Annotated in this window: 16 protein-coding genes; 7 read left to right on the top strand and 9 right to left on the bottom strand. The window is 63.0% G+C overall.

Annotated features, from left to right (window positions below):
• Positions 1-248: 248 nt before the first annotated feature.
• Positions 249-1,181, bottom strand: coding sequence for a hypothetical protein (locus tag VLT15_13165; GenBank protein ID HSR46162.1), 933 nt, complete (start codon positions 1,179-1,181; stop codon positions 249-251).
• A gap of 254 nt (positions 1,182-1,435) precedes the next feature.
• Between VLT15_13165 and VLT15_13160 the strand changes: the two genes are divergently transcribed.
• Genes VLT15_13160 through VLT15_13150 form a run of 3 tightly spaced genes read left to right on the top strand, consistent with a single transcriptional unit; the run spans position 1,436 to position 3,713 of the window.
• Complete coding sequence (locus tag VLT15_13160) at positions 1,436-2,395, top strand: ABC transporter ATP-binding protein (protein HSR46161.1); 960 nt, start codon at positions 1,436-1,438, stop codon at positions 2,393-2,395.
• On the top strand, positions 2,392-3,177 hold the full coding sequence (locus VLT15_13155; protein ID HSR46160.1) for an ABC transporter permease subunit: 786 nt from the start codon (positions 2,392-2,394) through the stop codon (positions 3,175-3,177). The genes VLT15_13160 and VLT15_13155 overlap by 4 nt, the downstream gene beginning before the upstream one ends.
• Entirely contained in the window at positions 3,174-3,713 is a 540-nt protein-coding gene (locus tag VLT15_13150) for a hypothetical protein (protein ID HSR46159.1), read from the top strand. The genes VLT15_13155 and VLT15_13150 overlap by 4 nt, the downstream gene beginning before the upstream one ends.
• Before the next feature lie 110 nt (positions 3,714-3,823).
• Here VLT15_13150 and arsB read toward each other — a convergent pair whose 3' ends face one another.
• The 4 genes from arsB to VLT15_13130 form a co-directional block, all read right to left on the bottom strand.
• Positions 3,824-4,909 (bottom strand): ACR3 family arsenite efflux transporter, encoded by a 1,086-nt coding sequence (gene arsB / locus VLT15_13145; GenBank protein ID HSR46158.1) that lies wholly within the window; start codon positions 4,907-4,909, stop codon positions 3,824-3,826.
• Positions 4,910-5,007: 98 nt separating this feature from the next.
• A complete protein-coding gene (locus tag VLT15_13140; GenBank protein HSR46157.1) occupies positions 5,008-5,466 on the bottom strand; it encodes a plastocyanin/azurin family copper-binding protein in 459 nt (152 codons plus the stop codon).
• Positions 5,467-5,573: 107 nt separating this feature from the next.
• On the bottom strand, positions 5,574-6,461 hold the full coding sequence (gene rarD, locus VLT15_13135) for an EamA family transporter RarD (protein HSR46156.1): 888 nt from the start codon (positions 6,459-6,461) through the stop codon (positions 5,574-5,576).
• A gap of 132 nt (positions 6,462-6,593) precedes the next feature.
• Complete coding sequence (locus VLT15_13130) at positions 6,594-8,834, bottom strand: Na-K-Cl cotransporter (GenBank protein ID HSR46155.1); 2,241 nt, start codon at positions 8,832-8,834, stop codon at positions 6,594-6,596.
• Positions 8,835-9,091: 257 nt separating this feature from the next.
• Here VLT15_13130 and VLT15_13125 point away from each other — a divergent pair, with 257 nt between their 5' ends.
• The 3 genes from VLT15_13125 (at position 9,092) to asnS (ending at position 14,509) form a co-directional block, all read left to right on the top strand.
• Positions 9,092-10,942: a S8 family serine peptidase gene (locus VLT15_13125; protein HSR46154.1), complete on the top strand. Its 1,851-nt coding sequence runs from the start codon at positions 9,092-9,094 to the stop codon at positions 10,940-10,942.
• 171 nt (positions 10,943-11,113) lie between these two features.
• A complete protein-coding gene (locus tag VLT15_13120) occupies positions 11,114-12,865 on the top strand; it encodes a S8 family serine peptidase (protein ID HSR46153.1) in 1,752 nt (583 codons plus the stop codon).
• 249 nt (positions 12,866-13,114) lie between these two features.
• On the top strand, positions 13,115-14,509 hold the full coding sequence (gene asnS / locus VLT15_13115; protein ID HSR46152.1) for an asparagine--tRNA ligase: 1,395 nt from the start codon (positions 13,115-13,117) through the stop codon (positions 14,507-14,509).
• A 42-nt stretch (positions 14,510-14,551) separates the two neighbouring features.
• Here the strand turns inward: asnS and VLT15_13110 are convergent, their stop codons facing one another.
• Both VLT15_13110 and amrA read right to left on the bottom strand, forming a co-directional pair.
• The gene (locus VLT15_13110; GenBank protein ID HSR46151.1) at positions 14,552-15,181 is read right to left on the bottom strand and encodes an MBL fold metallo-hydrolase; all 630 of its coding nucleotides are present in this window, start codon (positions 15,179-15,181) and stop codon (positions 14,552-14,554) included.
• A gap of 16 nt (positions 15,182-15,197) precedes the next feature.
• A complete protein-coding gene (gene amrA / locus VLT15_13105) occupies positions 15,198-15,716 on the bottom strand; it encodes an AmmeMemoRadiSam system protein A (protein ID HSR46150.1) in 519 nt (172 codons plus the stop codon).
• Between the two features lie 33 nt (positions 15,717-15,749).
• On the opposite strand from amrA, the gene amrB reads away from it, so the two are divergent.
• Positions 15,750-16,547: an AmmeMemoRadiSam system protein B gene (gene amrB, locus VLT15_13100; protein HSR46149.1), complete on the top strand. Its 798-nt coding sequence runs from the start codon at positions 15,750-15,752 to the stop codon at positions 16,545-16,547.
• Between the two features lie 4 nt (positions 16,548-16,551).
• Here amrB and amrS read toward each other — a convergent pair whose 3' ends face one another.
• Both amrS and rsgA read right to left on the bottom strand, forming a co-directional pair.
• Positions 16,552-17,652 carry an AmmeMemoRadiSam system radical SAM enzyme gene (gene amrS / locus VLT15_13095; protein HSR46148.1) on the bottom strand — a complete coding sequence of 367 codons (1,101 nt, stop codon included), beginning with the start codon at positions 17,650-17,652 and terminating at the stop codon, positions 16,552-16,554.
• An 80-nt stretch (positions 17,653-17,732) separates the two neighbouring features.
• Entirely contained in the window at positions 17,733-18,818 is a 1,086-nt protein-coding gene (rsgA, locus tag VLT15_13090; GenBank protein ID HSR46147.1) for a ribosome small subunit-dependent GTPase A, read from the bottom strand.
• Between the last annotated feature and the right edge of the window lie 160 nt (positions 18,819-18,978).

The following is an 18,978-nucleotide window of genomic DNA, read 5'->3' as shown; positions in this document are numbered from 1 at the left end:
GCTCCGAAGATCGCCGAACGCGCATTCACGACCCACGCTCGCCGGCGTGGTGCGTCCAGGATCAGCAGCTTCTTCTGGTGGAGTATGAGCCCAGAGTGTCACCGTGACCGACACTCCTTGCGGCGTCGCGGGCATATGACCACCGAACCGGAGGAGCATCGTGCCATAGCGGCATTCCCGAGCCTGCTCCGGCGGGTTGCCCGAGGCAAGTCGTCCGGGCGCAAGCCTGTTTCTGCCGGCGAGATCTGCTACTGGCTGATCGGTTGGGTCAAGCCGTAGACGTCGGGGCTGATCTCGTATGCATGGGCTTCGAGTTCCAGTACTGCGGCTCGCGTCGCGATCACGTCGGCGCCGCTCAGCTTGGTAATGGAGACGAGTTCGAGTTCCTCGCGTCCTTCGTCGGATCCACTCCAACCGACGGCAATGTTCCCGATTCCCGGAGCGAAGTACTTGTGCTGAAACGCGCCCGGCTCCTCGACGTTGAACTCATCGATGATCAGAACGTCTTCATAACACCCGGCGGCCACGCACATCTCGTTGCTGAACCCTCCGACGGCAGCTCTATCTATGAACTCGACGGCCGGGCCCCACCCCTGTGAGTAGCTGATTGATCCCTCTTGCGGGTCTCCCTGCATGGCAATGCCGGCCCGGGCGCCTGCGAGGCCGGAAAGCCAGGTCGGCGCATCGACCAAAGCGCCGTCGTCGTATTCCTCGGGGTGTTCGCCCATCCTCCATACGTTGCCGTTGTTGTCCTGAGCGAAGAACGCCAGTTCGGTCTCGGCCAACTCGCCGGCGCTGTAGTCGCGCGCCCAGATGACCAGTGTCTCGATTCCGTCGATGACTTTCGTCATATCCGTGACCGTGTATACCACCCGATGTTCTATCAGCTCGCCCTCGTTGGTGAAGCCCTTGTAGACGAGCCGTGTCCAGGGAACCCAAGGCAAGTAGACATTGTCTATGACGGTGGGGTTGTCGAAATCGTCTGGGTCAAAGACCTCGTAGTCCGACCGCACCGGCCCAGGATCCGGTAAAGCAGGGACAGAAGTCGTCGAGGGGCTGCTGGCTACCAGCCGTACGGCCTCCGATGGTGGGGCGGTTGTCAATGGTGTCGAATCACCGGCACACGCCGAGATTATCAATACCAACACGCCTCCAAGCAGGGCTGCGGTACGACGTCGCATTCCGTTACCTCCTTGGCTCTCGATTGGAGAGCCGGCCGCTCCACTGCCACCACTCTACGTGTTAGCGACCGGGCGTGCCGGGCAGATCAGGGTTCTGCCCGGCGATCTGGCGGGAAGACCGCAACGCAAGAGAAAAACTTCGCCTGCATGACTCTTCCGGCGGTTTCAGGCGTAGGCTCTGCGGCTGGAGGCAAGTCCGGCACTCCCTGCTCTCGAGCGGGAAGGGTCTGGCCACGAGTCGAAAGGGTGGGCGGATGAGCAGGATTGGCCCGGCGGTGCTCTGCGAAGGCCTGACTGTCAAATACGGCTCCTTCACTGCCGTCGACCGTGTGACCTTTGATGTTCAGCCTGGGGAGGTCTTCGGACTCCTCGGACCAAATGGAGCCGGCAAGACCTCGGTGGTGAGAGCGCTCACTACCATCCTCGACCCATCCGCCGGCCGTGCGGAGGTAGCCGGCATTCCACTCGATCGTCCGGGTGCCGTGCGAGGCCGGATCGGCGTACTACCGGAAAGCAACGGATATCCGGGTGCGGAGACGGCCCTGGACTACCTCCGTTTCTACGGGCAACTGTTCGGCATGCGTGCGGCCGAATCGGCTGAGCGCGGCGAGTCGCTTCTGCGGCAGTTCGGGCTCGCCGCAAACACGAACCAGCTGATATCAACGTTCAGTCGCGGAATGAGACAGCGGCTCGGGATTGCCCGGGCTTTGGTCAACGACCCTCAAGTGTTGTTTCTAGACGAGCCGACCCTTGGATTGGATCCGGCTGGAAGGGAGGATGTCCTCTCTCATCTCACCTCGGCCGTCGCGACCAACGGCGCAGGCGTTGTCTTGTGCAGCCACCACTTGGACGACGTCGAGAGAGTCTGCGACCGCGTCGCTATTCTCGACCGGGGCAGTGTGGTGGCTCTGGGGACCGTGTCCGACGTAATCGAGACGGCCGGGATCGGCAGCCGGATGAGGATCGCCGTGGCTCCGGACGGGACCGGGCAGGCTCTCGGCCGATTGCTGAAGCTGCCGCAGGTGGCACGAGCCGAGTCGAATCTGAGCAGGCCCGGAGAGATACACGTCGATCTGGTTGAGCCGGAGCCTCACGCCAATCAGATCCTGTCTCTCCTTGTAGGAGCCGGAATCGAGGTCCGCGGCGTGGAGTTGCAGGGGGCACGGCTCAGCGAAGCATTCCTCACGCTCACAAATAGGGAGCTCGGGCAATGACCGTTGGTTCCCGCCCCCAAGTTTCTTGGGTCGTCATTGCCGTCCACGAGTTGCGGGTGCTGTGGTTGAGCGCGAGGGGACTCACCGTCCTTTTTGGATACACCCTGCTCCTGTCGATCATGGCCTTCGTGGCCGCTTCCGAAGCCCAGTTGAATCTGCTCGATGCCCGGGAGTCGGTTGGAATCGTCGTCCAGATGGCCATCGGTCTCGGCACACTGGCCGCCCTGGTGGTGAGCGCCGACGCGATATCCGGAGAAAGAGAGCGCGACACTCTCGAAGCGCTGCTTGTGACACCGGTATCCCGGCGCGCTCTCGTCATCGGGAAGATGGCGGGGGCCTCATCGATGTGGATGGCCGGGATCACGGTCGCCTTGCCGTATGTGATAGCGATGGCTCGGGGCCCCGGCGTTGCCGCAGACGCAATGTTCGTACTCGTTGTCGCCGGGTCACTGGTGGGCGTTTCGCTCACGGCCGTTGGTATGGCCATAAGCGCGGTTGCGATGAGCAACCGGGTGAGCCTCGCCGCCGCCGTGGGATTGCTGCTCGTGTTCGCCGCTCCGAGTCAGTTGCCTGCGGTAACCGCCAATGGAGTGCTCGGGTCGTTTCTCATTGCCGCTAATCCAGTGAGCGCCGGCTTGAAGCTGGCGGGCCTGGTGTTGATCGACCAAGAATCGCTGGCATCTCACTGGACCTTGCTGATTTCACCGGCAGTGGCGGCAATCGTCCTCAGTTTTGTGGCGATTCGATTGAGCAGCCGCGTTCGACTCGGAGGTGCGCGATGATCGTTCGTGCGATCCTCGCCGGCCTGGCGATCGTCTTGCTCGAACCCGTCCCCATCGCTGCGCAGGAGCCGACGGCGCTAGAGATAGAGGTCAATCCCGGTTCGATAGACACCACCCTCGGCCGGACGGAGCGCGTCGAAGTGGTCGTGACCAATACGTCCTCGGAGTCGGTCGGGACGCTGGCGGTCCATATCGACATCACCGACCCGGACGGCGAGTCGTCGGTCGACCCCGAAGATTGGACGCCGACGCTGACCCGGGAGGTGGGGGGATTGGAGCCGGGAGAGTCGAAGAGCGTGATCTGGAGCGTTCAGCCGATCTCGAACGGCACCTTCTCGATGTACGCGGTGGCTCTGGTGTCCGGATCAGTCGACATCGCAGTTTCGAACGCCGTCACGGTTCGGGTTGCGTCCAAGAGGACTCTGAACCCTGAGGGGATCCTGCCGGTAGCAGTAGCCTCGCCGTTGGTCGTCGGAACACTGCTGATTCTCAATCTGAGGAGATCGTCGGCCCTCAGAAGGGGCCGGAAGGCATAGCGCGCCGCGAGCGGCGCGATTCTGCCCATTTTCGCGCGACATTCCGACCCTATAGGTACCGAAAGTCGCGCGAAAACGGATCTGTCTCGGGTGTTGCGATAGCCGGGCTTCTACGAACCGACCGGGTAGAACCTGCGCCTCGCCCATAGGGCCACGTACACCAGTCCGACGAGCACCGGGACCTCGATGAGGGGCCCGACCACTCCCGCAAGGGCCTCTCCCGACGTGACACCGAACACGCCGATTGCCACGGCGATGGCCAGTTCGAAGTTGTTGCTCGCCGCGGTGAAAGCGACGGTGGTGTTCTTCTCGTAGGACAGCTTCAACCAGAGGCCGAGCACGAACGAGATCACCCACATCAGCCCGAAGTAGACGAGGAGGGGGAGTGCGATCCGGGCGACATCGACAGGCTGCGAGGTGATCGTTTCGCCCTGTAGAGCGAAGAGGATGACGATCGTGAACAGGAGCCCGTAGAGCGCCCACGGGGCGAGCTTGGGTAGAAAACGGTCCTCGTACCAGGCGACGCCGCGGGCTCGTTCGCCCCACCGGCGGGTCAGGTAACCGGCGGCCAGGGGAATGCCCAGGAAGACGAGCACGATCTTGGCGATGTCCCACATGGAAACGTCCAGCGAGGCGGTATCTAGGCCCAGCCAGCGGGGGAGAAGCTCGAGGTAGAAGTAGCCGAGCACTGAGTAGGCGACGATCTGAAAGACGGAGTTGAGCGCGACCAGAACGGCTGCGGCTTCGCGGTCGCCGCAGGCGAGATCGTTCCAGATCAGCACCATGGCGATGCAGCGAGCCAGGCCGATGATGATCAGCCCGGTGCGGTACTCGGGCAGGTCCGACAGGAACAGCCAGGCGAGGGCAAACATCAGCGCCGGGCCGACGATCCAGTTGAGGACCAGCGACGCTCCCATCAGTTTGCGATCTGCTGCGACCTCACCGATCTTCGAATAGCGGACCTTGGCCAGCACCGGATACATCATCACCAGCAATCCGAGCGCGATGGGCAACGACACGGTCCCGATCTTGACGGTATCGAGCCAGTCGTTCAGGTCCGGGAACAATCGTCCCAAACCCAGTCCCAGTCCCATTGCCAGGATGATCCATACCGGCAGGAACCGATCGATCAGGGAGAGGCTAGTGAGGGGCTCATCGCCGGCGCGACCTTCGGGCGCGACATTCGAAGACCTCATGAGAGAAGTCTCGTTTCGGATTGTTGGAGAGGATAGAGTCGCAGGTCCCCTCCGGCGGCCCGGTCGGCTCTGTGTTCCGGAGGCTGCTCCACCGGCTCCTAGCCCTCGAAGTTGAAGTCACCCACCATGCCGGCTTCGTAGTGGCCCTCTATCAGGCAAGCGAAGCGAGCCAGGTCGCCGGCGTCGTCGAAGGTGATGGTCAGGGACTTCGTCTCTCCGGGTTCGACTTGGACCTCCCGGGCAGCCATTCCCTCCATGCCGTCCATCTCATCCATGTTCGCCACGTCTTCGTCCCCATGGCCCGTGGCGTGGCCGGCTTCGAGGTGCTCGTCGATCTCGGATTGATTCGTGACGACGAACTCATGGGCGACGACCCCCGTGTTGGTGACGATGAACTCGACCGTCTCCCCCGGAGAGATGTCGATGTCGCCGGGGTTGAAGGCGAAATCCCCGGCATCGATCTCGATCTTGCGCGGGTTGTCGGTCGTTCCGGCCGAGTCGCCGCAGGCGGCCACGACGAGAGCCAGGACGGCTACTGCGATGGCTAGTCGTTTCATGGATCTCTTGCCTCCAGTTGGTGCTACCCGGAACGCCTTCCGGGTAGCGCGATACCGTAACCGGCCGGACCTCTGTTTGCTGCCCCGGCCGGCGACTTTGGTCCGCGTCACGCGGCCAGCGGCTGTGTCACCGTTCGCCTCCGGCGGAACAGGCCGCTGATCGTGTAGATCGCCAGTGCGGTCCACACCAGGATGAAGCCGACCATCCGGTCCGAGCCGACGACCTCACCGTAGACGACGACTCCGATCAGGAACTGCATCGATGGGGCTATGTATTGGAGGAGCCCGATAGTCGACAGCGGAATCCGGGTGGCTGCCGCGCCGAAGAGCAAGAGAGGCAGTGCTGTGGCGAGGCCCGTCAGGATCAGCAGGAGCGTGATGCGGGGACCGGCAATTCCAAACGAACCCTCACCTTTGGAGCCGAGAATGGCCAGGAGGGCAAAGGCCGGCACGAGAACCAGGGCTATTTCGACGGTGAGGCTTTCAAACGGACCGAGCGCCACCATCTGCTTCTTCAACAGCGCATAGGTGGCGAAACTGGTTGCCAGTACCAATGCTATCCACGGAACCGTGCCGACGGTGATTGCCATGTAGGAGACACCGGCCGCGGCTACACCGATTGCCGTCCACTGGGCGGCGTCCAGTCGTTCGCGCAGCACTATTACCCCGAGCGCAACGTTCAGCAGTGGGTTGATGAAATAGCCGAGGCTCGACTCGACAATGTGTCCATTGTTGACGGCCCAGATGTAAGTGGCCCAGTTGACGGTCAGCAACCCGCCTGCGATCAGCAGGCGAACCACTGAGCTCGCCTTGAGTCTTCGAATCTGCGCCCAGGAGCGCCGGATGCCGATGATGCCCGTAAGCAAGACCATCGACCACACGATCCGATGAGCGAGAATCTCGAAAGAGTCGACCGACTCGATCGCCTTCCAGTAGATCGGAAGGATTCCCCAGAGGAAGTACGCCCCGACACCGAAGGCAATGCCGCGCTTCATCAGATTCTTCTTGTTTTCTCGGCAATGCAATCACGCGCCACGCGCAACAGTATTGCTGAGAAAACGCCACGCGGATTCTCGGCAATGTAGATGCGCGTCACGCGCAACAGTATTGCTGAGAAAAGTCTGCGTTCATGATTTGGCGCCGAGGCTTCGGCCGTTCATTTCGTCCGGTTGCTCGCCGAGGAGACGGCCGCGGAACGTGCCGGCCGAGCGGATGAACAACACGGTTGGCAGGCCTTCGGCCAGCTCTTCGAGTCGGCGGGCGTAGGACTCCTCATCGCCTCTTGCCGTCGCCCGCAGCCCCATCAACACGACGTCGCCGCTCTGGGACTCCTGGAAGATCTGCCTGCTGATCGGGACGTCCTCCGACCTCTGCAGGATGTCTATGCGGGCGTCGATCCGGGCCGCACCGATGACCTTTTCGAGGAGCACACGGTTCCTCTCCATCATCATGTCGGAAGTTGCGATGCTCTTGAGTGTGATCTGGGCGTCGCGCCATTCGGGGTTGAGCGACATCAGGTGTGCGAAAAGCGCCAGCATGTCGCCGTTGTTCTGCAACCCGCCCCACCAGACGATTATGTTCCTTCGTTTGCGGGTCGAGAACGGCCGGGCGTTGCATATCACCGCCGACATGCCGATTGTCGCGAGCCGTTCGATGATCCGAAGCACCTCTGCCTGCCGGTCGGTCTTGTCGCTCCAGCCGAACATCACCGTGTTTGAGGCGATACCCGCAATACCGTTGGCCTGGGCCACATCGATGACCCCGGTGGTGAAGTCCTCCACGACGTCGACTTCTCCGAACGCAACTACTCCCATCTCGTCGAGGTCACGGTTGAGGGATTCGGTTCGTTCCTGGACCGACGGCCCGAGCTCCTCGAGAGATCCCACCTGCAGATCGCTCACGGTCAAGATGCCGCGGTCTTGCACCAGCCAGGCGGCGAACTGAACGAGGGCCATTCGTTTCCTCGCGTCGCCTGCGAACAGCAGGATGTTCGGTCGCCAGTTGCGGGGATCCTCGGGGAGACGGCGAAGCTGGAGGACCGTCGAACGCACCAGCGCCATGAGCGCTCCACGGCGCAGGTCGCCCCATGGAGCCGCCATGGCGCGTCGGCGCATTATGAGATAGACGCCGACTTCGACCACAACGGCAACCGCCAGTGCCAGGGGATTGATGAGGAACATGACCCAGAAACAGCCAAAGGCCCCGGCCAGCGAGATCCAGGAGGGGACTTTCATCGACGGCCGGAAGGAAGGATCTCCGGTGAGCCGTTCGACTCCTGCGACGAGATTGACCATGCCGTAGGTCGTCAGGAAGAACATCGTCAGTACGGGGGCCACGGCGTTGAGATCACCGAGAAGCACGGCACCCAGTGCAACCGCGATCGATACCACGAGCGGCATGCCGGGACCGTCGATACGGGGGAGCTTCTTGCCGATGAACCGGGGCAGCACGCGATCATCGACCATCGCCTCGAGTGTGCGCGGCGCGCCGAGGATGCTGCCCACCGCCGACGAAAAGATGGCACCCCACAATCCGGGGAAGATGAGGAAGCCGATACCGCCAGCCAGCGTGAACCACAGCAGGTTGTCGTTTATCAGTTCTTCCGGACTGGCGGCGAGACCGAGTGCGATCACCGTTCCCAGATACACGACGAACCCGACCAGGACCGCAGCGATCGACCCGCGCGGAATGGAGCGTTCGGGGCGCTCGAGGTCGCCGGACAGAGATACGCCCGCCATGATCCCTGTGACGGCCGGGAAGAAGACGGCGAACACGGGCCAGAAACCCAGGCCCGTGGACGACCCTGTGAGATCCACCGTTTCCGGCATGTTGCGGACTACGCCGACTCCCAGCGCGACAAGCGCCAGCAAGATTCCTGCCATGATCGGCAACTGCAGGCGTAGCGCCAGATCGGCGCCCCGCGCAGCCAGCAAGGCGACGACGAGAACGGTGATGGTCGCAGTCGGCCGCAGCGGGAGGTCCGGCCAGATCAGCTGCAGGCTCTCAGCCAGGCCGAAGGCGTACAGAGTGACGCTGAAAGCCTGCGCCAGGAACAGCGGGATTCCGATGGCGGCTCCGATCTCCACTCCGAGGCTGCGGGAGATTATGAAGTAGGCGCCGCCGGCTCCGACCCGCATGTTGGTGGCCACGGTGCTCACCGACAGCGCCGTCGCGAAAGTCACGGCGTTGGCAATTATCACGATCGTGACTGCCCCGATCAACCCAACGTTTCCAACTACCCACCCGGTCCGCAGGAACAGAATCACGCCGAGGATCGTCAGTATCGAAGGGGTGAAGACGCCGAGGAAAGTTCCGAGCTTCTCGGGACGCGGTTGCGTGCGGCGGAACCTTTGCGTGATGGGGGTCAAGCGAGCCACAGTTGATGGGAGGATAGGCGAGAAAGCATCAGGGATGCCGCGCTGTGTCGTTCGCCTATCGACCGGCGGCCTGTTGCCCGGCTGCTGAATGAGTTGAATCTCCGAGGCCTTGTCCGGTGCGACCCCTGCTCATCGCCCCCGGAACCCGCAACCGATTCATAACTAGTTATCTCGCGTGCATCGGCAATCGTTCGCGAGTTTTCGACCTGTTTCCCGATATCCCTCTCATGGAGCTGGGAGGTTGGAGTATGAAGGCAGCGCAATCGTTCAGATGGGAAGAGCAGCTCCGCCGGCTTCCGGCCGTTTTGCTGGTAGTGATGATGATCGCAGCTCTGCCGGCACCGGTCGCTTCTTCCGTGGACGATTCGCCTCTGCTGACGGTGATTGTCGAGAAGACGATCGGTACCGATGGTTCGGTTGAGCAGTTCGTGGAGATGCTGGGTGGAACGGTCCTCACCGACCTTCCGATCATCGACGGTTTCACCGCCGAGTTGCCGCAGTCGGCGATGGCTGCTCTGAAGGCGATGCCCGGTGTGAGTGCGGTCACCCCCGACAGCGCCGTCCAACTCATGGGCAAACCGCGCAAGAACAACGGCGGCACGACAACCGATTCCTCACCGACCGGTGACGGTACGGTCACTTTCGGCGAGATGAAATATGCGTCTTCGATGGACGGCTCGATGTACCACGTCGTCAAGGAGGCGGTCGGCGCTGAGGCGGCGTGGTCGCAGGGTGCGGGCGGTGAGGGCGTTACGGTAGCGCTGATCGATTCGGGTGTGGTTCCCGTGCAGGGTCTGACCGGTGCAGGCAAGATCATCAATGGTCCGGACCTCTCATTCGAGTCGCAAGATCCCGGCCTCCGCTACCTGGATACGTTCGGCCACGGCACCCACATGGCCGGCATCATTGCCGGCAATGACACCGGCGTATCGAACCCGAAGGCTGCCAGCAAGTCCGACTTCTATGGGATTGCCCCCGGGGCATCGATTCTCAGTATCAAGGTCGCCGACCACGAAGGTTCCGTTGACGTTTCCCAGGTGATCGCCGCGCTCGACTGGGTGGTGCAGCATCGTGATGACAACGGGATGAACGTGCGGGTCATCAACCTCTCGTTCGGGACCGACAGCACTCAGAGTTACCTGCTCGACCCGTTGGCCCATGCCGTAGAGCAGGCTGTGTGGAACGGGATCGTTGTCGTCGTGGCAGCCGGCAACGACGGCAACGTCGACCCCCTGCGCAACCCGGCCCTGGACCCCTACGTGATCGCGGTCGGAGCAGCCAATACCAACGGCACTGCAGACGGTACCGACGACTTTGTACCCGATTTCTCCAACTGCGGGACGAGCGGCCGTTCTGTGGATGTCGTTGCGCCGGGTGTGTCGATCGTCAGTCTGCGGAATCCGGGGTCCTACGTCGACACCAAGCACCCGAGTGCCGCGGTCAACGACCGCCTGTTCCGCGGGACCGGCACCTCTCAGGCCGCCGCGATTGTCTCCGGTGCCGCCGCAGTCATCCTCAGTTCCAAACCCAATCTCAATGCCTTTCAAGTCAAGAACCTGTTGGTGGATACGGCGGTCGAGCTGACCGGCGCGCATCCCCGCTGCCAGGGTGCGGGCCTGATCGATGTCGGCGCAGCCGTGAAACAGCGTAGGAAATCCTCCGGGGTCGCGCCGTACACCTGGTCGGCGGGAAACGGATCTCTCGACGCGGCGCGTGGTTCGTTCCACCTGCAGGATCCCAACGGCTCGGTTCTCGAAGGCGAGATCGACATCTTCGGCCGGCCGTTCGACAGCAGTGAACATGCCGCGGACGCCCGGTCCGAGTCTGCGTGGGACGGCGGTAGCTGGAACGGGTCGGAATGGTCCGGTGTCTCATGGAGCGGCGTGTCGTGGTCCGGTGTCTCATGGAGCGGCGTGTCGTGGTCCGGTGTCTCCTGGTCCGGCCTTTCCTGGTCCGGCTTTTCCTGGTCCGACATGACCTGGAACGGACTCTCCTGGTCCGGTGTCTCGTGGTCGGGCTCGTCCTGGTCGGGGTTGTCCTGGAGTGCAGGAGTCTGGTCCGGCGTCAGCTGGGACGGACCCAAACCCCGCTTCAACTGATCCTCCTTCACGGCCGGCGAAGAAGCCCCCGGAACCCTCCCCGGGGGGTCAGGTCTGAGCCGGTGCCAGTCGCATCCATAGATAACTAGTCATCTCGCGTGGACAGGCAACGGTTCGCGAGTTTTTCAACCGTCTCCCGATATTTCTCTCATGAATCTGGGAGGTTTGAAGATGAACGCAGCGTATTCGGTCAAATGGGAAGAGAAGCGCCGCTGGTATTCGACCGTTGTGCTGATAGTGGCGATGATCGCGGCCTTGCTGGCGCCGGGGACGTCTGCCTCCGCCGACTTGCCGCTGTTGCAGTCTGCTGTTGAGGATGCAGCCGGCTCCGCTGGACAGTTTGAGCGTTTCATCGTGCAGGAGACTGCAACCGCCGGCGACGGTCCCGAGTTGCTGGTCGGTGAGCTGGGGGGAGTGGTTGTCCTCGAACTGGGCATCATCGATGCCTTCGTCGCCGACATCCCGGCGAGTGCTGCGACCGTTCTGCTCCAGCATCCGGAGGTAGCCAAAGTCACACCCGATTCCTCAGTCGATTATCTATGGGGCCATTTCCGCCAGTGGGAGGGCACATCCCAGCAGATGGACGCTCTCACTGGCCCCGGATCGATGTACGAGGTCACGGAGAAGACCCGCGCCGATGATGCATGGTCCTGGTATCAGGCGACGGGCGATGACGTGACTGTCGCGATCATCGATTCGGGTGTCACTCCGGTTGCCGGACTGTCGGACGGGCGGCTCATCAACGGCCCAGATCTCTCATTCGAGTCGCAGACTGGTGAGCAGTATGTTGACACCTTCGGACATGGGACCCACCTGGCCGGGATCATCGCCGGCCGTGACAGGGCAACTCGAGCCTACGGGTACAGCTACAACCACGACGATGAGTTCACCGGGATGGCTCCCGATGCCGATGTTCTCTCGGTCAGGACGGCGGGTCGCAACGGAGCGACCGACGTGTCGCAGATCATTGCGGCCATCGACTGGGTGGTTCAACATCGCAACGACAACGGAATGAACGTCAGAGTGCTGAACCTGTCGTTCGGTACCGACGGCACTCAGGACTACCTCCTCGATCCGCTGGCGTACGCGGTTGAGCAGGCGTGGAAAGCGGGCATCGTTGTCGTGGTGGCGGCCGGGAATGACGGAAACTCGGCACTCCTCCGCAACCCTGCCTACGACCCGTTTGTGATCGCGGTCGGAGCAGCCGACGGGAACTCGGTTGCCTCCTTCAGCAACTGCGGGGACAGGAGCCGGCACGTTGACATCGTGGCACCCGGCCGGTCCATCGTCAGCCTCCGCACTCCCGGTTCCTATGCCGATGTCAACAATCCGGATGCCGTTGTTCAGGAACGATTCTTCGTTGGTAGCGGCACGTCTCAGGCCGCTGCGGTTGTCTCGGGCGCCGTTGCGCAGATACTCGATGCCAAGCCCTATCTCGAGCCCGACGAGGTCAAATCCCTGCTGATGGAGTCGGCGCGCCGCTTCTGGGGAGTCGACTCCAAGTGCCAGGGATCAGGCATGCTCGACGTGGCCGGAGCACTCCGTCAATGGGTTCCCTGGGATGCGGATCAGAACGCCACTCCTTCCAAGGGCAACGGCTCGCTCGACGCAGCGCGGGGTTCCTACCGGATCTCGATGGATGGAGTCGAGCTCAACGGCGAGCAGGACATCTTCGGCCGGGCCTGGGACGGTGACGCACACGCAGAGTTGAGTGCCATGGGTGTGTCCTGGTCCGGTGGTGACTGGAACGGTGTGTCCTGGTCCGGTGTGTCCTGGTCGGGTGTGTCCTGGTCGGGTGTGTCGTGGTCGGGTGTGTCGTGGTCGGGTGTGTCGTGGTCGGGTGTGTCGTGGTCCGGTGTGTCCTGGAGCGCCGGAGCGTGGTCCGGAGTGAGTTGGGACGGACCCGTGCCTCGTTACAACTGAGCGCCCGGTCAGGCGTTCGGGGAAACCCCCGGGAACCTTCCCCCGGGGGTTTCCTGTTGTCTGTCGATCGCCGGCCATTGGTCTCAGCCCGACGGCCGGGTGCGAAGCAACAACCCCAAAGGCTATTCGCAGCCGGAACGGGCCGACTACCCGGTCGCCGCGGTGGCCGCCGGCGCTCCGTCTGGCCGGGTCCGACTCATTGCCTTATCATCGGGCCGCCTGCGGAGGCTATTCCAACGGGAGTCGTACATGCAACGGCAACTCATCAAGCACGTCCTGGAACGGACCGACTTCGGCACCGAAGTAACGGTTGCCGGTTGGGTCCGCACGCGCCGGGACTCGAAGGGCGGGTTCTCGTTCATCGAACTTCACGATGGGTCGAGTTTCAGCGGTCTTCAGGTCATCGCAGATGGCGAGTTGCCGAACTACGAGGCGGACGTCCTGCGGCTGACGATCGGGTCTGCAGCGATGATCACGGGAGTTCTGACCGAATCGCCCGGCCAGGGTCAGGCCGTTGAGATCAAGGCTGCGCAGATCGAGGTATTCGGGTTTGCCGACCCCGATGAATACCCGTTGCAGAAGAAGCGCGTGTCGTTCGAGCACCTGCGGGACATCGCCCACCTTCGTCCGCGTACCAACACGCTCGGGGCGGTCGCCCGGGTTCGCAACGCGTTGTCCTATGCAACCCACCGGTTCTTCCAGGAACGCGACTTCCTCTACGTGCACACCCCGCTGATCACCGCCAGCGACGCCGAGGGCGCCGGCGAGATGTTCCGGGTGACGAACTTCAATCCGGCGGAACCGCCGCGAGCCGAAGGAGGAGCGGTCGATTACACCCGAGACTTCTTTGGCCGCCCCGCCTTCCTGGCAGTGAGCGGCCAACTGAACGCTGAGGCCTATGCGCTGGCGCTCGATCGTGTCTACACATTCGGGCCGACCTTCAGGGCCGAGAACTCGAATACTCGCCGCCACCTGGCCGAGTTCTGGATGATCGAACCCGAGATGGCATTTGCCGACCTCAACGACAACTCCGACCTGGCCGAGGACTATGTGAAGTATCTGGTGCAGTACGTTCTCGACAACTGCGGCGACGACCTCGAGTTCTTCAACAAGTGGGTCCAGGAGGGACTGCTGGACACGCTCGCCGGCGTCGTCGAGGGCGACTTCGAACGCATTACCTATACGGAGGCGGTCGACATTCTCACGGCGTCCGGTGAGACGTTCGAGTTCCCCGCCGAATGGGGGTCGGATCTCCAGTCCGAGCACGAGCGCTACCTGACGGAAGTCGCCGTCAAGAAGCCGGTGATCGTGACCGACTTCCCGTTCGACTTCAAGGCGTTCTACATGCGCCGAAACGACGACGGCAAGACGGTGGCGGCCATGGACGTCCTCGTGCCGCAGGTCGGTGAGATCGTCGGCGGCAGCCAGCGTGAGGAGCGCCTCGACGTGCTGGCCGAGAGCATGGACATCAAGGGCATGGATCGGGACCACTACTGGTGGTATCTAGATCTGCGACGCTTCGGTAGCGCCCCCCACGCCGGTTTTGGTCTCGGACTGGAACGGGTCGTGCAGTTCACCACCGGAATGCAGAACATACGCGACGTGATTCCCTTCCCGAGGACGCCGAGGAACGTTGGTTTCTGAGGCGGCCCGAGACTGCGCAACCGGCAGCCGGCCGCGGACCTGCTACACCGTGAAGCTCTCGCCCCAGCCCAGTGGGACGAACTCGATACCGGATTTCGCCAGCACGTTCTTCGCCATGCCGTTTATCCAGTTGCGACCGAGGGCGCTGAGCGCGAAGTCATGGACCGGGATCGCCTGCTGGGGGGCCAGTCTCCGTGCGAATTCCATCGACGCGGTCGTGGAGCCCCATGGGATCATCAGGGGCAATGCCAGAACCGGTGCCGAAGAGGTGAGCTGGTAGCTGTCCCCGGGGTGCGTGAGCACACCGTCTACCGTGAAGGCCCGGTTCGGAGGTGCGGTTCCCATCGGAGTTGTTTCGTGAAGGACATCCTCGGAAGTCACACCGGTCGGATTCGCTGTGAGCACCGTGATGTCGTGGGGGGCAAGCAGGTCGGCCACGGATTGGTTGGAGTACACCGTGACGTCCGAGCCACGGTCGATGAGCCAGGCCACGAACTCCGGTTTCACATGGTCGCCGTGTTCGTGGGTGATCAGCACCCGTTGAACATCGCCGATCGTTGCGAGATCGAACTCCCCGGTGTCGAATGTATGAAACCCGGGGTCGAACAGAGTGGTGCCTGCATCCGTCGTGACGGTGAGACAGGAGTCGGTGAGGCGTCGAATGGTGGTCATAGTCTGACCCTACCGGTCAGCGGAGGATTGTGGCCGTGAAACGCTCGATGGTCACCTTGGTTCCCGGGCTCAGTCCGGCTTTGCGAGTGGCGAGCTCGAGTTGCTGCTCCGGGCTATCGATGCCGGGAATGGCCGGCAACAGCAGTCCGCTCCGACCTCCGGGCCCGGTGACTATGACGCCGTACTTTTCCGGATCGAGGTCGGCCGTTTCGTCGACGATCTCGGGCTCCTCCAGGAGATAGACGGCAACGTCGAGGTCCTCGACTTCGTCCCGCCGCAAAGGGGGGAAGCGGGGATCGGTCGTTGCCGCCGAAACTGCAACTCGACCAACCTCCTGCGCCACTGAGGTTTCCCGCAGGTTGAGGCTCCCGATGCACCCTCTCAGCGGCCCTTCCCGGTCGCCGGTCCCGGCCTCATGCAACGAAACGAAGATTCCCCACGGCCGCGCCTCTGTCCACTCATCCGGCAGAACCTCGTTGCCTTCCAGATGATTCCTTATCGCTTCGACGGCTGCTTCAACGAGCGGATGGGCCATCCCTGAATCATGCCATAGGCGTATTCTGAACACATGACCACCACCGCGCGGCCGCCGGCGGTAGCCGGATCCTTCTACCGTGGAAGCGCTCCGCGATTGCGCAGCGCGGTCCGCGAGTTGTTGGCGTCGGCGCCCGAAGTGAGCCCTTCTGTCTCCACTCGCATGGTGATCGTGCCGCACGCCGGGCACATCTACTCGGGACCTGTTGCCGCCGTCGCGTATCGGATCGTCGCGGCCGAGTCACCGGCGCGGATCGCGCTGATCGGTCCGTCTCACTTCGTTGCTTTCGATGGGCTGGCAGTACCCGATCATGAGATGCTGGCCACACCGCTCGGTACGGTTGCCGTCGATCCCGTGATCGAGGAACTCGAGAAGGCCGGTCTGGTACGCAGGTCGGAAACCGCACATCGTCGTGAACACTCCCTGGAGGTCCAGCTGCCCTTCCTGCAGACGGCGCTCGACACGTTCACCGTTGCGCCGCTGCTGACCGGCGACGAAGATCCCGGGCCGGCTGCACAGGCGCTTGCCCACATGTTGGATGCCGGGTTGTTCGTCGTCGTCAGCTCGGACCTCTCGCACTATCACGACCACGACACCGCCTCGAGCCTCGATGCCGCAACTGCCGAACTCATTGTCGGCTTGCGCGAGGCAGAACTGGATCGCTACAGCGCCTGCGGGCGTACTGCCGTTCGTTCGGCTCTACGCGTGGCGGCCGACCGCGGGTGGGGTTGTGAGCTGCTCGACCTCCGCACGTCGGGAGATACTGCCGGTCCGCGCGATCGCGTGGTCGGCTACGGGGCATTCGCCCTCGGCCCCTCTCCGTCATCGTGAGGGTTCACCGGCCGGCGAGCCGGACCGGCCGACGGCGGGATCCCCAGGAACCGGGTTCCGCATCGAAGACGCCGGCACAGGCGGTACCACAGATCTCACATCGGCCCTTGCCGTACAGCCCCCACCTGCCCAGCCGGTACCAGTCGCGTTCGATGAGCGTTGCGCCGCACTGATGGCAGAAGGTGGATTGGCCGGAAGGGTCGTGGACGTTCCCCGTGTACACGTAGCGTTCTCCGTTGTCTACGGCGATCCGGCGTGCTCTGCGCAAAGTGGAGGTCGGAGTCGTGGGCCGATCGAACATCTTGAAGTCGGGGTGGAAAGCGGTGAAGTGGTGCGGGATGTCCGGCCCCAGATTCCCGACGATCCAGCGAGTCATCCTGTCGAGTTCCTCGTCCGAGTCGTTCAGGCCCGGTATGAGCAGCGTCGTGATCTCGAACCACACATCGGTTTCATGGCGGACGTATTCGAGCGTCTCGAGGACCGGACCGAGACTCCCGGCACAAGTGCGGTGGTAGAAGTCTTCGGTGAACGCCTTGAGGTCGATGTTGGCGGCATCGATGTGCGAATAGAACTCCCGTCTGGGTTCGGGGCTCACGTATCCGGCCGTAACTGCCACCGTCTTGATGCCTCGTGCATGGCACGCCAGCGCAACGTCGATTGCGTACTCGTGAAAGACGACCGGGTCGTTGTAGGTGAAAGCCACACTGCTGCAGTTCAGATCGGCGGCCGCCTGCGCGATCGTGTCCGGCGATGCCTGGTCGGCGAGAACGTCGTACTGTTTGGCCTTCGAGATATCCCAGTTCTGACAGAACCGGCAAGCGAGATTGCAGCCGGCCGTACCGAACGACAGAACGGGGGTCCCGGGCAGGAAGTGGTTGAGCGGCTTCTTCTCGATCGGGTCGACGCAGAAGCCGGACGAACGTCCGTAGGTAGTGAGCACGACCTGGTTGTTCTGCCGGGCCCGGACGTAACAAAGGCCTCTCTGACCTTCCCGCAACTTGCACTCGCGCGGACAGAGATCGCACCGGATGCGCCCGTCGTCGAGCACGGTCCAGTATTTGGTTGCCACGATCGATCCGCGTGGAGCCAGTGAAACCGGTTCCATGGGTCAATCGTACGCCCGCGAGTCGCGAGTCGCGAGTTGCGCGGCAGATCGCGAATTGTGAATCAACCGATAGCGCCGCACTACCACTCATCCGCGGTCGGCGGCGGTCGGGGGCGCGACGATTCGCGGTTCCGCTGCCGTTCCGCTTGCTGCTCTTGCCGGGCCAACTCCTCTTCGAGTTTTCGAAAACTGTTGAGTCGGCGCCGGTCCAGGCGACCGTCGGCGATGGCGGCGTTGACCGCGCATCCTGGTTCCGATTCGTGGATGCAGTCACGAAACTTGCAGGAACCGCTGAGGATGACGATGTCTTCGAAAGCGGTTTCCAGACCTTCTCTGGAGTTCCACAAGCCGATCTCCCGCAACCCGGGGGTGTCTATGAGCACTGCCCCCGAGGCAAGCTGAACGAGATCCCTGGACGTGGTCGTATGCCTGCCTTTCCCATCCGCGCGCCGGGTGTCTCCCGTCGATTGGATGTCCGTTCCCGCCAGCTGGTTGACCAGGCTGGACTTGCCGGTACCCGACGCCCCGATCAGGACGATGGTCACCCCCGCTCCAACGAAGGGTCTCAGGGCGTCGATCCCGTTGCTGCTCTTGTTGCTCACGGCGAGGACCTCGACACCCGGCGCCAGGAGTTCGACGTCTCGAACGGTCGCCTCCACCGCGGCTTGGTCGAGCAGGTCCGTCTTGGTGAGGACGAGGGTTGGCGTGGCGCCGCTCTCCCACGCCACGACCAGCAACCGCTCGAGTCGCCCCGGATGAGGGGGATGATCGAGACCATGCACCACGAACACCCGGTCGACGTTGGCGGCGAGAACTTGCACGGCCGGCCGTGCTTCGGAGGCGGACGGGTCAAGCCGTTCGATCGCGGTCCGTCTCGGGAGTACCGCCTCGATTACCTCGCCGTGATCCGGGTCGGGTCGAACGACCACCCAGTCGCCGGTCGTGGGGGCACCCGTTTCAGCGCCGGGAGGCGCCGCGCCGCGCGCCATCGCTGCCCTCGTTGTTCCTTCACTGGTGGCGACCAGGGAGCTCCCCCGATCGACGCGCAACACCCTCCCCGGGTATCGGCCGGGTTGTGCGAACGTCGCGTACAGCGCGGAGACGTTCTCGTTCCAACCGAATGAAACGAGTGAGTCGATGGGTATGTCGGACGGTGGTGTCGGCATGCGTGAGCACTCCTAGAGGTAACCGTGCTCCGGCCGGGTGCCCGCCGGCTAGGCGGCTGTGAACGAGCGGAGCACCCGACCAACGCGGTGCTGCAAAGGCGAAGTCTTGAATCTCATTCGACTTCCCCTTTCTCGCTCGCGCCCGGCAGGGTATCAGAGG

The sequence above is a fragment of the Acidimicrobiia bacterium genome, from assembly GCA_035471805.1.
GTDB lineage: Bacteria > Actinomycetota > Acidimicrobiia > Spongiisociales > JAHEDJ01 > JAHEDJ01.
Note: the sequence above shows the minus strand (reverse complement) of the source record. Positions and strands in the feature narration are given on the sequence as shown.

Excerpts from the sequence above, each read along its gene's own strand:
- VLT15_13165 (HSR46162.1), bottom strand. The coding sequence starts at position 1,181 with ATGCGACGTCGTACCGCAGCCCTGCTTGGAGGCGTGTTGGTATTGATA.
- VLT15_13160 (HSR46161.1), top strand. The coding sequence starts at position 1,436 with ATGAGCAGGATTGGCCCGGCGGTGCTCTGCGAAGGCCTGACTGTCAAA.
- VLT15_13155 (HSR46160.1), top strand. The coding sequence starts at position 2,392 with ATGACCGTTGGTTCCCGCCCCCAAGTTTCTTGGGTCGTCATTGCCGTC.
- VLT15_13150 (HSR46159.1), top strand. The coding sequence starts at position 3,174 with ATGATCGTTCGTGCGATCCTCGCCGGCCTGGCGATCGTCTTGCTCGAA.
- arsB (HSR46158.1), bottom strand. The coding sequence starts at position 4,909 with ATGAGGTCTTCGAATGTCGCGCCCGAAGGTCGCGCCGGCGATGAGCCC.
- VLT15_13140 (HSR46157.1), bottom strand. The coding sequence starts at position 5,466 with ATGAAACGACTAGCCATCGCAGTAGCCGTCCTGGCTCTCGTCGTGGCC.
- rarD (HSR46156.1), bottom strand. The coding sequence starts at position 6,461 with ATGAAGCGCGGCATTGCCTTCGGTGTCGGGGCGTACTTCCTCTGGGGA.
- VLT15_13125 (HSR46154.1), top strand. The coding sequence starts at position 9,092 with ATGAAGGCAGCGCAATCGTTCAGATGGGAAGAGCAGCTCCGCCGGCTT.
- VLT15_13120 (HSR46153.1), top strand. The coding sequence starts at position 11,114 with ATGAACGCAGCGTATTCGGTCAAATGGGAAGAGAAGCGCCGCTGGTAT.
- asnS (HSR46152.1), top strand. The coding sequence starts at position 13,115 with ATGCAACGGCAACTCATCAAGCACGTCCTGGAACGGACCGACTTCGGC.
- VLT15_13110 (HSR46151.1), bottom strand. The coding sequence starts at position 15,181 with ATGACCACCATTCGACGCCTCACCGACTCCTGTCTCACCGTCACGACG.
- amrA (HSR46150.1), bottom strand. The coding sequence starts at position 15,716 with ATGGCCCATCCGCTCGTTGAAGCAGCCGTCGAAGCGATAAGGAATCAT.
- amrB (HSR46149.1), top strand. The coding sequence starts at position 15,750 with ATGACCACCACCGCGCGGCCGCCGGCGGTAGCCGGATCCTTCTACCGT.
- amrS (HSR46148.1), bottom strand. The coding sequence starts at position 17,652 with ATGGAACCGGTTTCACTGGCTCCACGCGGATCGATCGTGGCAACCAAA.
- rsgA (HSR46147.1), bottom strand. The coding sequence starts at position 18,818 with ATGCCGACACCACCGTCCGACATACCCATCGACTCACTCGTTTCATTC.